Here is a 13675-nt window from a genome sequence, read left to right on the forward strand (position 1 = left end):
GGGATTCGGTGCGGCCAACTGGAGGTGGATGGTGAGCTCGGAGAAGATTCTCCTGGTCGAGGGGGCCCGGACCCCGGTGGGCAGTTTCGGTGGCGCGTTCAAGGACGTGCCGGCCCACGAGCTTGGGGCGACCGCCGTCCGGGAGGCCCTGTCCCGCGCGGGCGTGCCCGTCGAGGCGGTCGACGAGGTGGTGATGGGCTGCATCGGCCAGGTGGGGCCGGATGCGTACAACGCGCGGCGGGTGGCGTTGACCGCCGGACTGCCGGTGGGCACTCCGGCGTACACGGTGAACCGGCTGTGCGGCAGCGGGCTGCAGGCGATCTGGTCGGCGGCGATGCAGTTGCGGTGGGGCGGCGCCGACCTGACCGTTGCCGGTGGCGACGAGAACATGACGCGGATGCCGTTCTACGATTTCGGCGCCCGGTCGGGCTATCGGCTCGGTGACCGCACTCTGGTTGACGGCACGGTGATGATGCTGACCGACCCGTTCCACGGCATTCACATGGGCGTGACCGCAGAGAACGTGGCCCGCAAGTATGGCGTGTCCCGTGAGGATCAGGATGAGTTCGCGGTGGAGTCGCAGCGGCGCGCGGCGTCGGATGCCGCCGCGGCGGCGTTCGCGGAGGAGATCGTCCCCGTGCAGGTGGGTGGGCGCAGGCCGGTGACGGTCGACCGGGACGAGCATCCCCGGCCGGAGACGACGTTGGAGGGGTTGGCCGGGCTGCGGCCCGTGTTCGACAAGGATGGCACGGTCACGGCGGGTAACGCGTCGGGGATCAACGACGGGGCCGCCGCGGTGGTGTTGGCTCGGGAGTCGGTTGCCGCGCAGCGGGGTCTGACCGCGCTGGTGAGTCTGGAGGCGGTGGCGACCGCGGCGATGGAGCCGGAACTGATGGGTTATGCCCCGGTTCTGGCGTTGCGGAAGCTGTTCGACATGACGGGCACGACTGCCCGTGACATCGACGTGGTCGAGTGCAATGAGGCGTTCGCGGCCCAGGCGGTGGCGGTGATTCGGGACGCGAAGCTGGACCCGGAGCGGACCAATCCGTACGGCGGGGCCATCGCGCTCGGCCACCCGGTCGGCGCCACCGGTGCGATCCTGGCCCTGCGGGTGGCCAGGCACCTGGCCCGCACCGACGGGGAACTCGGCATCGTCACCATGTGCATCGGCGGGGGACAGGCCATGGCCGCTCTCCTCCGCCGCGTCTGAGAAAGGACCGGTCAATGGCTGAGCCCGTCCGGTACGCCGTCGACGGCAACGTCGCCCGCATCACCCTGAACCGTCCGGAGGTGTCCAACGCCGTCGACCTGCCGGCCGCACACGCGTTCTGAGGTGGTGGTGCAGCGGGCCGGTGCCGATGACGAGGTGCGGGCGGTCCTGCTCACCCCCCGTCCACTCGACGCCGACCAGGCCCGGGATTGGGGACTGATCGCCGAAGTGGTGGAAGATGAGGCGGTGCTGGCAAGGGCGACGGCGATCGCCGAACAACTCGCCGCCGGCCCGAGCAGGGCTTACGGCGAGGCGAAACGGCTGCTGCGTACCGGTTGGAACGAGTCGCCTGAGAACATCTCACGCGATGAGGCCGACACCATCGCCCGCCTCCTCGCCGGCCCGGAGGCCTCCGCCCGCGTCGAGCGGTTCCTCAGCCGTTCCTGACCGCAGCGACGGCGGCCGGCACACCGAACACCAAGGAGAGAGATGCACATCGACAACACTGCCGCCATCGTGACCGGAGGCGCTTCCGGGCTGGGTGCGGCGACCTCGCAGGCGCTCGCCGAGCGTGGCGCGAAGGTCTTCGCCTTCGATCTGCCCACCGCAATCGAGGGTGCCCAGGGCGGCACTGGTATCGAGTACGTCGCGGTCGACGTCACCGACCCGGCACAGGTCAGGGCCGCGGTGGGGCAGGCGGCCGGCTCGGGCCTGCCGCTGCGTACCGTCGTCAACTGCGCCGGCATCGGCCCGTCGATGCGTATTCTCGGCAAGAAGGGCGTGCACGATTTGGCCCTGTACGCCAAGGTCGTGCAGGTCAACCTCATCGGCTCCTTCAACGTCCTCACCCTGGCCGCCGAGCGGATCGCCGAGACCGACGCCGACGAGCACGGCCAACGCGGCGTCATCATCAACACCGCATCCGTCGCCGCGTACGAGGGCCAGGTCGGCCAGGCCGCCTACTCATCATCCAAGGGCGGGATCCTCGGCCTGACCCTTCCCGCCGCCCGGGACCTGGCACAGTACGGCATCCGGGTCTGCACCATCGCCCCCGGCATCGTCGACACCCCGATGCTGGCCACGGTCTCCGAGGAGTTTCGCGCGGGCCTCGCCGCCGGAATCCCGTTCCCCAAGCGTCTGGCCCGCCCCGACGAGTACGCCCAACTCGCCCTGTCGATCATCGAACACGACTACCTCAACGGCGAGACCATCCGAATGGACGGCGCCCTGCGGATGGCCCCCCGCTAGCACCGCCGCTCCCCATCGGGCCCCCTCTCTCCGTTGATCATGAGGTTAGCGGCAGTTAAGGAGATCAACTTCGCCGCTAACCTCATGATCAACGCAGTGGGGTAACGGTGCTATCGGGGTACGGAGCGGGCGCGGAGGTGGGCGCCCCGCCCGTCGTGGAACGTCGGACCACCAGCGGGCGTGTTCTCGTTGGCCTCGCCGTGTCTTCGGCGAGCCAGCGGGTAGCCGGAGCCGGGGGAAGAGACGCCGTGGACGACCAGGAGTGCTGGGCCTTTCGGCGGCACCGTGACCGTGGGTGGTCGCCACGACCGGCGAGCGACCAGAGAGGTGATCGGATGATGAACCGGAGCACGCCACCGATGGCGCCGAGCAACGAGGCCACCCTGGAGCAGTTGGACGTCGCACGCGCCGAGGGTGACGCCTACCGGCGGGCGATGCGGGCGATGGCCGACGAGGAGGGTGCGGTGACGGCCGAGGCCGGCGACCTCGTCATCGGCTTCGTCAACGAAGCGGCGGAGGGAATGTACGCCCTCGACGGCGACCGCCTGGTCTGGCGGGAGGCGGCCCAGGACGCGAACGTCCATCTGGAGGTGGTGGTGGCCGACGCCGGTGACGGGCGGTTCGTGCCAGGCCTGTCGGTGCGGCTGGAGTTGACTCGCGACGGTGCGCCGGTGCTCGCCACCGAACTGCCGTTCCTGTGGCATCCGTTCCTGCACCATTACGGCACGAACGCGGTGGTGCCCGACGAAGGGCCGTACCGGGTGCGCGTACGGGTGGCGCCGGCGGGTTTCATGCGGCACGACCCGGTCAACGGCCGCCGGTACGCCGAGCCGGTCGAGGTGCACTTCGACGATGTCCGGCTGACCAATGGGCGCAAGCCGAGCCCGGATGCCGAGCCGCGCGGGGCGGAGGCCCCCTCGGCCAGGGCCGGCCGGGTCGCCTGAAATGTTTCGATCCTGGCGGATCGGGTAGCCGGCGGCGGCTGGAAGGCGGTGGACAGGTGAATCTCGGCAAGCTCGGTGACATGGTGGTGGGGACGGCCGGTGACGTGGCCGGCAGCGTGGTGGATCCGAAGGCGGGAGCCGGCAAGCTACGCTCCGCCGTCAGGCCCCGTGCCGTGGTCACGCTGGCCGCCGGCCTGTGCCTCGGCTACCTGCTGGCCCGGTCTCGGCGCCACCGCTGAGTGACGGGTGCAGCCGCTGCCGGGCGTGCAGCGGGTCCAGGCCGGTCAAGGGTCGAGCAGCCGGCGGATCTCCGCGGCGGCGGGGTGCGACGGCGCGACGGCGAGGAACCGCCGCAGCGTCGCCGTCGCGTCGGCGGGTCGGGTGGCCCGCTGGGCCAGACCCAGGACCAGCAGCCCGTCGGGTGACTCGGGTGCGTGGTCGAGGACCTCCCGGGCGGCCCGTTCCGCCCCGGCGGCGTCCGAGGAGCGCAGCAGGGCGAAGGCGAGGCGCAGTTGGACGCCGTCGTCGGTCCGTTCCCGCAGCGCCTCCCGGTACATCTGGGCGGCGGCCTCGTACTGTTGCCTTCCCTCCAGGTCCCAGGCCAGCCGCAGCGCGACGGCCGCCGGGTCGGCTGGCGGCGGAGCCGGTGGCGCCAACCCGTCGGCGGCCACGGCCACCGCCGCCACCAGGGCGATCAGCCCGGCCGCGGTAAGCGAGCAGACGGGCCCTGGGGACCACCGCGAGGTCGCGCCGTCGGCCCGGCGGGCGCCGCCGGGGTGCCGGGGCCACCGGGTCCGCCCGCCGGACCGGCGGGCGCTGCCGGGGTGCCGGGGCCACCGGGTCCGCGCGCCGGACCGGCGGGCGCTGCCGGCGAGCCGGGGGCGTAGGGTCCGCGCGGCGGCGGCGCCGGCACCGAGCAATGCGATCGCGGGCACCACCCACAGCAGGAGCCCCGGTCCCCGGGCGGGCGGCTGCGCCAGCACCTCGTCGCCGTAGCGCGCGACGAACCACCGCCGGATCTCCTCCCGGCTGCGGCCCTGCGCCAGGTGGTCGGCGATCACCTGCCGCATCGAGGCGGCGATCGGGGAGGGGGAGTCGACCACCGACTCCCCCTGGCAGGCGGGGCAGCGGAGTTCGGCGGCGGTGGCGGCGACCGGGTCCGTCCGTGCGGCCGGTCCGGCTGAGCGGAGCAACCCGGCGACCGCCAGCGCGAGCAGCGCCGCCAGGCCCGGCACGACGATCAGGCGCCGCATCAGGCCGCGCCCAGCAGGGGAGACAGCTGATCCTGAAGCCACTGCCGAGTGACCACGCCGGGCTGGTATGCGACGATCCGTCCGTCGCGGTCCACCACGAAGGTCTCCGGCACGCCGCGTACGCCCCAGTCGACCGCGCGGGTGCCGTCCGGGTCGGGAAGCACGGTGAGTTGCTCGGCCTGCGTCTGCTTCAGCAGGGTGCGTACCGCCTCCGGCCCGTCGCGCAGGTTGAGCCCGACCACGCGCAGCCCCTGCGGTGACCAGCGCAGGGCGGTCTCGGCCAGCAGCGGCAACTCGTCCCGGCAGGGGCCGCACCAGGACGCGAAGACGTTGACCAGCACGACCTGCCCGCGCACGGCCGCCAGGTCGAACCACGTGCCGTCGAGGGTGGTCCCGGCCAGCGCCGGTGCGGCCACCGCCGGCCGGCCGACGTCGTCCGGGCCGGAGCGGTGTCTGACGAGGAGGGCCCCGAGGCCGACGGTCAGCAGCAGGACGGTTGCCGGGGCCAGCCCCACCCGTCGCCACCACGACCGTCGGATTGCCGGGTTCATGCCGGCATCCTGGTCGTCGCGGGGGCACGCCGTCCGGCCGGTTGGGGTCGCCGCCGTCGACCTGCGCGGGCCGCCCCGGCCAGGGCGAGCAGCCCACCGGCGGTGCCGACCGCGCCGCCGGCCCAGACGAGACCGACGAGCGGGGTCACCGCCAGGCGTACGGTGGCGCTGTCGCCGTCGGCAGCCACCGCGAGCAGGGTGAGGTAGACGTCGCGGCGAGGACCGGTGTCGATCGCCGGGACCGCGACGGCGGTGTCCCGGGCCGGGTCGTAGCGCATCGCCGGGGCGGCGGTGTGGGTGCTGCCGGCGGAGGAGACCGTCAGGCGGGCGCGTACGGTCATCCGGCCGCCGGGCGCGGCACGCTGCACCGACTCCAACCGCGCCCAGACGTCGCCCACCCGGATCGTCTCGCCCACCCGCAGGGTCCCCTCGTCGACCCGCTGGTAGCTCGCGGAGGCCGCGACGCCGACGGCGAGCAGCGCGAGCCCGGCGTGCCCGAGCGTGGCGGCCCAGCGTCGGGTGCCGCCTCGGGCACCTGCGGCGAACAGGCCGGTGAGGACGAAGGCCGCCGCTCCGAACGCGGTGAGCGCCGCCGGACCGGGCCGGCTGAGCAGACCGACGGCCGCCACGGTGGCCAGCGCCGCCGCGCCCGGCAGGGCGAGCCGGCGTAGTGCGTCGGCCCGGGTCCGGCTGCGCAGCGCCGGTGGCAGCCCGGCCAGCAGCAGCACCACCACGGCCAGCGGCACCGCGGTGCGCTGGTAGTAGCCGGGCCCGACGCCGACCCGGCTCCCGGTGAGCGGCTCGGCGAGCAGCGGCAGCACGGTGCCGATCAGCACGGCGGCGGCGACCGTGCCGAGCAGGGTGGCGTTGACCAGCACGGCGGTGGGTCGGGACCACAGCGGCGGCGCGGTCGCCCGGGCGGTGGCCGGTCGGTGGTGGCCGGTGATGGCGGTGGCGGCCAGCGCGGCCAGCAGGACGAAGCCGAGCAGGAGCGGCCCGAGCGGCGAGTCGGTGAAGGCGTGGACGCTGGCCACGGCGCCGGACCGGGTCAGGAAGGTGCCGAGCAGCACCAGCAGGAAGCCGGCGCAGGCCAGGACGCTGTTCCACCGCTCGCGGCCCCGGCCGCCGCCGAGGCTGGTGTGTAGGAAGGCGGTGGCGGTCAGCCAGGGCAGCAGGGAGGCGTTCTCCACCGGGTCCCAGGCCCAGTAGCCACCCCAGCCGAGGACCGCGTACGACCACCAGGCGCCGAGGACGATGCCGACGGTGAGCGTGGACCAGGCCAGCAGTGCCCAGGGGCGGGCCAGTCGCAGCCACTGCCGTCCGGCCGGGCCGGCCAGCGGGGCGGCCAGCGCCAGCGCGAACGGCACCACCATGCCGAGGTATCCGGCGTACAGCAGGGGCGGGTGCACGCCCATCGCCGCGTGCTCCTGCAGCAGCGGGTTCGGCCCCGGCCCGTCGAGTGGCACCGGATCCACGGCCCGGAACGGGTTCGCCGCGAAGGTGGAGAGTGCGAAGAAGAACGTGGTGACCACGCTGATCACGACCATCGCGTACGCCTGCAGCCGGTCCGGCCGTCCCCGCGCGAACAGGGCGCCGTACCCGCCGAGGACGAGCAGCCAGAGCAGCAGCGATCCGTCCATGGCGGACCACAGGCTGGTCACCGTGTAGTAGGCGGGCACGTGCCGGCCGCCGTTCTCGGCTACGAAGCGCACGCTGAAGTCGTGGCCGAGGAGCGCCGCCTCCAGCGTCACGCAGGCTGCGGCGGCGGCGAGCAGCGCGCCGGTCGAGGCCAGCCGGGCGGGTCGGGCCGGCGCGCCGACCAGGGCCACCCGCAGCCAGAGCAGCGCGGCGAGGGGCGCGGCGAGCAGCCCGACGGCGAGGCCGGCGCTGCCGAGGTCACCGAGCATCGGGCGGCTCCGGGGCGGGCGCGGAGGGCCGGTACTCGTTGCCGTGCCGCACCACCACGTGGTCGGCGTCGAACACCCCGTCGGTGCCGAGCCGCCCCTCGACGACCGCGTCCTCGCCCTCGCGGAAGGTTTCCGGCGGCATCCCGCGCTGCCGGACGGGCACCTCGTGGCCGGCGTCGCTGAGCCGGAACAGCACCAGCCCGCCGTCGTGGCGCACCGATCCGGGGACCACCTCGCCGCCGAGCCGGACGCGTTCGCCCGTGGCGGCCGGGTGAGTGAGCAGTTCACCGGGAGTGCGGTAGTAGGTGAGGGTGCCGCGCAGGGCGCCGGTGATCAGCAGACCGCCGCCGGCGAGCAGCACCACGAGCAGGGCCAGGCGGCCGGGACGCCGGATCATCCCACCGGCGCCGGCCGGCGCGGGCCCGAACGGCCAGGTCGCCGCCCTCCGGCGGCGCCGGCCGCGTCGAGCTGACGCTGTAGCCGCACCACCCGGTGGGCCAGCAGCCAGGTCGCGCAGACACTCGCCGCCGCGACGGCCAGCAGCAACGCCAGCGCCATCCGGGGGTCGGCCGGCGGCCGTTCCGGTGCCAGGAAAGTGGCCTGCTGGTGCAGCGACCGCCACCAGCGCACCGAGAAGTGCACCACGGGTACGAGGAGGAAGCCGCCGATCCCGACCACCGCCACGGGACGGGTGACCCGTGGGTCGCCGTGCGGCGGCACGCCGGCCCGCTCGGCGAGCGCCCGGCGCAGGGCCAGCGCGGCGGCGTACACCAGGAACAGCAGCGCGGTCCCGACCAGCCGGGGATCCCAGGCCCACCAGGCGCCCCAGACCAGGTGGCCCCAGAGCGAGCCGGTGGCGAGGGTGAGGGCGGTGAGGACGACACCGATCTCGGTGGCGGCCAGGGCGATGCGGTCCCAGTGGGCGTCGGCCCGCAGGAGGTGGGCGCCGCCGGCCACGAGGACGACGGCGAAGGCCAGGTAGGCCACCCAGGCGGCCGGTACGTGCAGGTACATGAGGCGTTGCGCCGGACCCTGCACGGCGTCGGCCGGTGCCAGCAGACCGCCGGCGAGGCCGGCCGCGGCGGCGAGGCCGGCTCCGATCCAGCCGGTCGTACGCCGGGCGACGGCGCCCGGTGGGGAGTCCACGGTCAGTTCCACGGTGGAGGTTCGCATCATCGTCCCGTCCGCGCCGTCGACGCTCGCCTACTGCTGCCGGACCCGACCTTATCCGTCATCTACCTTCAATAGCCTCAATTAGTCCAATAGGCCTCATAGTGCGACGAAGTGGTTAGGGTCGGTTCCGGTGGAGACGCGAGCTGATCCGACGACGCGCTCCCAGCGCCTCGCCCCGGTGGCGGTGCTGGGGGGCGTGCTGGCGCTCGCCGGCTGCTCCGGCCAGGCGCCGTCCGCCCTCGACCCGGCCGGCACCGGGGCCGGGCGGGTCGCCGACCTGTGGTGGGTGCTGTTCTGGATCTCCATAGCGGTCTTCGTCGAGGTCATGGTGCTGCTGGCCTGGGCACTGCTGTTCCGTCGCCGCCGGGACGCCCGGGTCCGGCACGGGCAGCCGCTGCGCTTCGTGGTCGTCGCCGGCGCCGGGGTGCCGCTGGTGATCCTGGTGACGGTCTACGCCCTCGGGCTGCGTGACCTCGCGGCGCTGGGCGACGGCCCGGAACCCGGGGCGACCACCATCGAGGTGACGGGCCACCAGTGGTGGTGGGAGGTGCGGGTGCCGGGTGTCGCCGGCGCCACCGCCAACGAGCTGCACATCCCGGTGGGGGAGCAGGTCCGGATCCGGTTGCGGACCGTCGACGTGCTGCACAGCTTCTGGGTGCCGCAGCTGATGCCGAAGACCGACCTGATCGCCGGGGAGGTCCGCGAGACCTGGTTACGGGCCGAGCGGGCCGGCAGCTACCGGGGGCAGTGCGCCGAGTACTGCGGCACCCAGCACGCCCACATGGCGTTCCTCGTGGTGGCCGAGCCCCGCCGCGACTTCGACGCCTGGCTGGCCCGGCTCGGCTCACCCGCCGCCGGGCCGCAGACCGACGCGCAGCGACGCGGACAGCAGGCGTTCGCGCAGGGCAGCTGCGCCGGCTGCCACGCGATCCGGGGCACCGACGCGAACGGCCAGGTCGGCCCGGACCTGTCCGACGTCGGGGCCCGGTGGAGCATCGGCGCGGGGGCGGTGCCCAACGACGGCGGTCACCTGGGCGGTTGGATCGCAAACTCGCAGACGGTCAAGCCCGGCAACCACATGCCGCCGCAACCGGTGCCGGCGGCCCAACTGCCGGACCTGATCGCGTACCTGCAGTCACTGAAGTGAGCGAGGGAGGAGGAATGTCCACGACCGCCGCACCGGTGCCCGGCGCCAGCCGGGAGCAGCTCGACCGGCTGGAGGAACACTGGGGCGAACGACCCTCGCTACGGGCCTGGTTGACCACGGTGGATCACAAGAAGATCGGCCGACGTTATCTGGTCACCGCCGGACTGTTCTTCGCCCTCGCCGGCCTGAGCGCGCTGGCGATGCGTACCCAGCTGGCCCGGCCGGAGGCGGGACTGCTCTCCCCACAGGAGTACAACCAGCTCTTCACCATGCACGGCACAGCGATGATCTTCCTGTTCGCCACCCCGATGCTCTTCGGGTTCGGCAACTTCCTGGTGCCGCTGCTGATCGGGGCGCGGGACATGGCCTTCCCCAAGCTGAACGCGCTGGGCTACTGGATCTTCCTGTTCGCCGGCCTGTTCATGTGGGCGAGCCTGCCCTTCGGGGCCGCGCCGAACGCCGGCTGGTTCGCCTACGTGCCCCTGACGGGCCAGCAGCAGACCCCGGGCCTGCACATGGACGTCTACAGCCTCGGACTGCTGTTCCTCGGGATCGCCACCGCGGCCGGCTCGATCAATTTCATCGTCACCGCGCTCAAGCTGCGGGCTCCGGGCATGTCGCTGAACCGGGTGCCGTTGTTCGTCTGGGCGATCGTCGCCACCGGCTTCATGGTGATCTTCGCGTTACCGGCGCTGAACCTCGACAACGCCATGCTCTTCCTCGACCGCCGGTTCGGCACCCACTTCTTCGACCCCGAAGCCGGCGGCAACGTCCTGCTCTGGCAGCACCTGTTCTGGATCTTCGGCCACCCGGACGTCTACATCATCGTGATGCCGGCACTGGGCATCGTCTCGGCGGTGCTACCGGCGTTCACCCGGCGCGGCGTGGTCGGCTACGTGCTGGTCGTGTTCGCCATCGTGGCGATCTCGATCATCTCGTTCGGGGTCTGGGTGCACCACATGTTCGCCACCGGCCTACCCCGGCTGTCCTACAGCTTTTTCAGCGCGGCCAGCACGATCATCACGATCCCGTCCGGGATCCAGATCTTCGCCTGGCTGGCCACCATGCTGCTCGGCCGTCTGGTGGTCAGGGTACCGCTGCTGTTCGTGATCGGCTTCATCGTCACCTTCGTGCTCGGCGGTTTCACCGGCACGATGTTCGCGCTGACCGTCTTCGACCAGCAGGTCACGGACTCCTACTTCGTCGTGGCCCACTTCCACTACGTGCTCGTCGGCGGCGCGGTGTTCCCGATCCTCGCCGCCGTCTACTACTGGCTGCCGAAGATCACCGGCCGGATGTACCACGAGGGCCTCGGCCGGTGGGCGTTCTGGCTGGTCTTCGCCGGCATGCATGTGACGTTCTTCCCGATGCACCTGTACGGCCTGTTCGGCATGCCGCGCCGCGTCTACACCTACCCCAGCGAGCCGGGCTGGGACGCGTGGAACCTGGTCAGCACCGTCGGCTCGTACCTGCTGGCGGTCGGGTTGCTCCTGGTCCTCGCCGGGGTGGTGCACGCGATCCGGCGCGGTCGGCCGGCACCGCCGGACCCGTGGGGCGGCGACACCCTGGAGTGGTCCACCGACTCGCCGCCGAAGCCGTACAACTTCGCGGTCCTGCCGCAGGTGCACAGCCTGCACCCGACCTGGGACGAGTCGAGCCGCGAGTCGATGGGGGCCGGCGCCGAGGCGGACCGGGTCCTGGCCGACGGCCGCAGAACGCTGCTCACCAGCGAACTCGACGGCCGGCGGGAACGGGTGGTGGAGATGCCGGCGTCCTCCTGGCAACCGTTGCTGCTCGCCCTGGCGATGCTGCTCTTCTTCACCGCGATGCTCTTCGCGTGGTACCCGGTGGCCGCGGTGGCCGCCGTCGCGGTGGCCGGCACCGTGGCGACCTGGCTCTGGCCGCCGCGTCGGCCCGAGCGGGAACTCGGGGTGAGCGCGTGAGTGGCGGCGTGCGGGCGGCCACCGGGACGGCGGCGCTGACCACCGAACTGCCGGTCGGGCGGTCGACCGGTTGGTGGGGCATGGTGATGTTCGTCGTCACCGAGGCGACCCTCTTCGCCTGCCTGCTCGGCAGCTACTTCTACCTGCGCTTCCAGTTCGGCGCCCAGTGGCCGCCACCGGGGATCGCGCCGCCGACGCTGCTGAAACCGCTGGTGATGACCGCCGTGCTGCTGCCCAGCAGCCTGCCCGTGATCTGGGCTGAGCACGGCATCCGCAGGGGGCAGCGTTGGCGGCTGCGCACCGGGCTGGCCGCCACCTTTCTGCTCGGGGCGACGTTCCTGGCGCTGCAGGCCAACGAGTACGCCGAGAAGCTGCGCGAGTTCACCCTGACCACCAACGCCTACGGCTCCCTGTTCTACGTCATCACCGGCTTCCACGGCCTGCACGTGCTGGTCGGGTTGACCATGATCGGATGGCTGCTGGCGGCGTCCCTGCGCGGCGGCAGCTTCGGCGCACACCGACACGACCGGGTGCGCAACGCCGCCATCTACTGGCACTTCGTCGATCTGGTCTGGGTCGCCATCCTGTTCACCATCTACCTGTCCCCGAGGCTGTGATGAGCGCGCATCCGGGTCCTCGGGCCCGTCTCGCCGGCGGGCTGCTGTTCTGGTACGCCGTGCTCGGTGGCGCGGTCGCCTGGGCGGTGCACCTGTTGGCCGGTTGGGGCGTCGACGAGTTGACCTGTGCCAGCGGGTCCGACCACATCGGCGGCGTCCCGCTGCGCGCCGCCGTCGGTGCTGCGGTGGCGCTGCCGGCACTGGCCACCGTCGGTGCCCTGCTGGCCGCCGTGCTGCTCTGGCGGCGTACCCACCTGCCGTCCGAGGGCGAGGACCGGTCGGTGGGGCGGGGTCGGCTGCTCGCTGTCGTCGGCGTCTGGTCCAACCTGCTGTTCCTGACCATCATCGTGCTGGGCGGGGTCGCCCTGCTGGTGCTGCCGCCATGTCAGCGGTGACCGCCGTCGGGCCCGGCGGCGGGGCAGACGTCGCCGACGGGATCCTCGCCATGCTGCTGGCCGCCGGGCTGGCCCTGCTCGCCGCCGGCTACGGCCGGGGTGTGCACGAGTTGTGGGCCCGGCGCGGCGTCGGCGACATCCTGCCGCGCCGGCGAGTGGCCGCCTTCGGATCCGGTCTGCTCGCCGTGGTCGCCGCGCAGACCGAGCCGGTCACCGCACTGGCGGATCGCGGCCTCGCCGGGCACATGACCCAGCACATGCTGCTGCTGCTCGTCGCGGGACCGCTGCTCGCCGCCGGGGCCGCCGGCCTGCCGTTGACCCTCGCGTGCCCGGCGGCGCCACGTCGGCGACTCGCCCGTCTGCGGGTCAGCGCGCCCGGACGGTGGCTGCGCCGCCCCACCGTCGTCGCGCTGGCCGCCGGCGGCCTCCAGACGGTCGTGCTCTGGTGCTGGCACCTGCCCGTGGCGTACCTGGCCGCCGAGCAGCACCCGGTCCTGCACGCGGCGCAGCACGTCTGCTTCGTCGGGTCGGCCTGGTTGCTCTGGGCGCCGCTGCTCGGTGCGGCCCGGCACCGGTTGCCCGCGCCGGCAGGGATGCTGCTCCTGGTCGGCACCATGCTGCCGGCGTCCGCGTTGGGTGCCGTGCTCACCTTCGCGCCCCGGCCGGTCTACCCGGCCGAGGTCCTCGGCGTCGACCCGCTGGCCGACCAGCAACTGGCCGGGCTGCTGATGTGGGCCCCGATGGACGTGGTGGCGCTGATCGCCACGCTCGCGGTGTTCCTGCGCTGGCTGTTGGCCCTGCAGCGGCACAACCCGGAGCGGGTGACCTCGCCGGATGCCGAGGGCCGGCGGGTGGCCACCGAGGGGGTGACGCCGTGAACCGTGGCATCCGTGGGCGGCTGGCCCTGCTGCTGGCGCTGCCGTCGCTGCTGACCGCGTCCGGCTGCGCCAGCACCGGTCCGCCTCCACCGCCGGAGGTACGCACCGGGCAGCCGGACCGCGGGGCGGCGCTCATCGCCCAGTACGGCTGCGGCTCCTGCCACACCATCCCCGGCATCGACCGTGCCGACGGCCTGGTGGGGCCGCCGCTGACCCGCTTCGGGTCCCGTTCCTACATCGCCGGGAAGTTGGTGAACAACGCCGACAACCTGCGGCACTGGATCTCCGACCCGCAGGCGGTCGAACCCGGTACCGCCATGCCGGACCTGGGGGTCAGCGCGCTCGACGCGCAGGACATCGCCGCCTACCTGTACACCCTGGACTGAGTCGTGCGTGCCCCGGGACACCG

16 protein-coding genes are annotated in these 13675 nt (G+C 73.1%); 11 read left to right on the forward strand and 5 right to left on the reverse strand.

What is annotated here, in order from left to right:
• The first annotated feature begins 31 nt into the window (after positions 1–31).
• The 5 genes from IEY61_RS24565 (at position 32) to IEY61_RS24585 (ending at position 3641) form a co-directional block, all read left to right on the forward strand.
• Positions 32–1210 (forward strand): thiolase family protein, encoded by a 1179-nt coding sequence (locus IEY61_RS24565; RefSeq protein WP_229706415.1) that lies wholly within the window; start codon positions 32–34, stop codon positions 1208–1210.
• Positions 1211–1333: 123 nt separating this feature from the next.
• Positions 1334–1657 (forward strand): enoyl-CoA hydratase/isomerase family protein, encoded by a 324-nt coding sequence (locus IEY61_RS24570; protein WP_189048342.1) that lies wholly within the window; start codon positions 1334–1336, stop codon positions 1655–1657.
• A 42-nt stretch (positions 1658–1699) separates the two neighbouring features.
• A complete protein-coding gene (locus IEY61_RS24575) occupies positions 1700–2458 on the forward strand; it encodes an SDR family NAD(P)-dependent oxidoreductase (protein ID WP_189048344.1) in 759 nt (252 codons plus the stop codon).
• A 338-nt stretch (positions 2459–2796) separates the two neighbouring features.
• A complete protein-coding gene (locus IEY61_RS24580) occupies positions 2797–3402 on the forward strand; it encodes an iron transporter (protein ID WP_229706416.1) in 606 nt (201 codons plus the stop codon).
• Between the two features lie 56 nt (positions 3403–3458).
• Positions 3459–3641: a hypothetical protein gene (locus tag IEY61_RS24585; protein WP_189048348.1), complete on the forward strand. Its 183-nt coding sequence runs from the start codon at positions 3459–3461 to the stop codon at positions 3639–3641.
• Positions 3642–3686: 45 nt separating this feature from the next.
• Here the strand turns inward: IEY61_RS24585 and IEY61_RS24590 are convergent, their stop codons facing one another.
• The 5 genes from IEY61_RS24590 to ccsA (IEY61_RS24610) are packed head-to-tail and all read right to left on the reverse strand — an operon-like array spanning position 3687 to position 8289.
• Positions 3687–4655 carry a cytochrome c-type biogenesis protein CcmH gene (locus tag IEY61_RS24590; protein WP_189048350.1) on the reverse strand — a complete coding sequence of 323 codons (969 nt, stop codon included), beginning with the start codon at positions 4653–4655 and terminating at the stop codon, positions 3687–3689.
• Positions 4655–5206 carry a TlpA family protein disulfide reductase gene (locus tag IEY61_RS24595; RefSeq protein WP_189048352.1) on the reverse strand — a complete coding sequence of 184 codons (552 nt, stop codon included), beginning with the start codon at positions 5204–5206 and terminating at the stop codon, positions 4655–4657. Before IEY61_RS24595 ends, IEY61_RS24590 begins: the two co-directional genes overlap by 1 nt.
• Positions 5203–7113: a cytochrome c biogenesis protein CcsA gene (gene ccsA / locus IEY61_RS24600; protein ID WP_189048354.1), complete on the reverse strand. Its 1911-nt coding sequence runs from the start codon at positions 7111–7113 to the stop codon at positions 5203–5205. The genes IEY61_RS24595 and ccsA (IEY61_RS24600) overlap by 4 nt, the downstream gene beginning before the upstream one ends.
• Complete coding sequence (locus IEY61_RS24605; protein WP_189048356.1) at positions 7103–7510, reverse strand: cytochrome c maturation protein CcmE; 408 nt, start codon at positions 7508–7510, stop codon at positions 7103–7105. Before IEY61_RS24605 ends, ccsA (IEY61_RS24600) begins: the two co-directional genes overlap by 11 nt.
• The gene (gene ccsA, locus IEY61_RS24610; protein ID WP_189048358.1) at positions 7507–8289 is read right to left on the reverse strand and encodes a cytochrome c biogenesis protein CcsA; all 783 of its coding nucleotides are present in this window, start codon (positions 8287–8289) and stop codon (positions 7507–7509) included. Before ccsA (IEY61_RS24610) ends, IEY61_RS24605 begins: the two co-directional genes overlap by 4 nt.
• Before the next feature lie 127 nt (positions 8290–8416).
• On the opposite strand from ccsA (IEY61_RS24610), the gene coxB reads away from it, so the two are divergent.
• The 6 genes from coxB to IEY61_RS24640 are packed head-to-tail and all read left to right on the forward strand — an operon-like array spanning position 8417 to position 13652.
• A complete protein-coding gene (coxB, locus tag IEY61_RS24615) occupies positions 8417–9433 on the forward strand; it encodes a cytochrome c oxidase subunit II (protein WP_189048360.1) in 1017 nt (338 codons plus the stop codon).
• A 14-nt stretch (positions 9434–9447) separates the two neighbouring features.
• Positions 9448–11376, forward strand: coding sequence for a cytochrome c oxidase subunit I (ctaD, locus tag IEY61_RS24620; protein WP_189048362.1), 1929 nt, complete (start codon positions 9448–9450; stop codon positions 11374–11376).
• A complete protein-coding gene (locus IEY61_RS24625; protein WP_189048364.1) occupies positions 11373–11993 on the forward strand; it encodes a cytochrome c oxidase subunit 3 in 621 nt (206 codons plus the stop codon). The genes ctaD and IEY61_RS24625 overlap by 4 nt, the downstream gene beginning before the upstream one ends.
• On the forward strand, positions 11993–12388 hold the full coding sequence (locus IEY61_RS24630; protein WP_189048366.1) for a hypothetical protein: 396 nt from the start codon (positions 11993–11995) through the stop codon (positions 12386–12388). Before IEY61_RS24625 ends, IEY61_RS24630 begins: the two co-directional genes overlap by 1 nt.
• Complete coding sequence (locus IEY61_RS24635) at positions 12385–13266, forward strand: cytochrome c oxidase assembly protein (protein ID WP_189048368.1); 882 nt, start codon at positions 12385–12387, stop codon at positions 13264–13266. Before IEY61_RS24630 ends, IEY61_RS24635 begins: the two co-directional genes overlap by 4 nt.
• Entirely contained in the window at positions 13263–13652 is a 390-nt protein-coding gene (locus tag IEY61_RS24640; RefSeq protein ID WP_229706417.1) for a c-type cytochrome, read from the forward strand. Before IEY61_RS24635 ends, IEY61_RS24640 begins: the two co-directional genes overlap by 4 nt.
• The last annotated feature ends 23 nt before the right edge of the window (positions 13653–13675 follow it).

Origin of the sequence: Micromonospora sonchi (assembly GCF_014646235.1) — a bacterium.
Lineage (GTDB): Bacteria > Actinomycetota > Actinomycetes > Mycobacteriales > Micromonosporaceae > Micromonospora > Micromonospora sonchi.

What these genes read in the sequence shown, in the direction of transcription:
- IEY61_RS24595 (WP_189048352.1), bottom strand. Translation starts at nt 5,206, where the DNA reads ATGAACCCGGCAATCCGACGGTCGTGGTGGCGACGGGTGGGGCTGGCC.
- ccsA (WP_189048354.1), bottom strand. Translation starts at nt 7,113, where the DNA reads ATGCTCGGTGACCTCGGCAGCGCCGGCCTCGCCGTCGGGCTGCTCGCC.
- IEY61_RS24605 (WP_189048356.1), bottom strand. Translation starts at nt 7,510, where the DNA reads ATGATCCGGCGTCCCGGCCGCCTGGCCCTGCTCGTGGTGCTGCTCGCC.
- IEY61_RS24575 (WP_189048344.1), top strand. Translation starts at nt 1,700, where the DNA reads ATGCACATCGACAACACTGCCGCCATCGTGACCGGAGGCGCTTCCGGG.
- IEY61_RS24590 (WP_189048350.1), bottom strand. Translation starts at nt 4,655, where the DNA reads ATGCGGCGCCTGATCGTCGTGCCGGGCCTGGCGGCGCTGCTCGCGCTG.
- IEY61_RS24630 (WP_189048366.1), top strand. Translation starts at nt 11,993, where the DNA reads ATGAGCGCGCATCCGGGTCCTCGGGCCCGTCTCGCCGGCGGGCTGCTG.
- IEY61_RS24580 (WP_229706416.1), top strand. Translation starts at nt 2,797, where the DNA reads ATGAACCGGAGCACGCCACCGATGGCGCCGAGCAACGAGGCCACCCTG.
- ccsA (WP_189048358.1), bottom strand. Translation starts at nt 8,289, where the DNA reads ATGATGCGAACCTCCACCGTGGAACTGACCGTGGACTCCCCACCGGGC.
- ctaD (WP_189048362.1), top strand. Translation starts at nt 9,448, where the DNA reads ATGTCCACGACCGCCGCACCGGTGCCCGGCGCCAGCCGGGAGCAGCTC.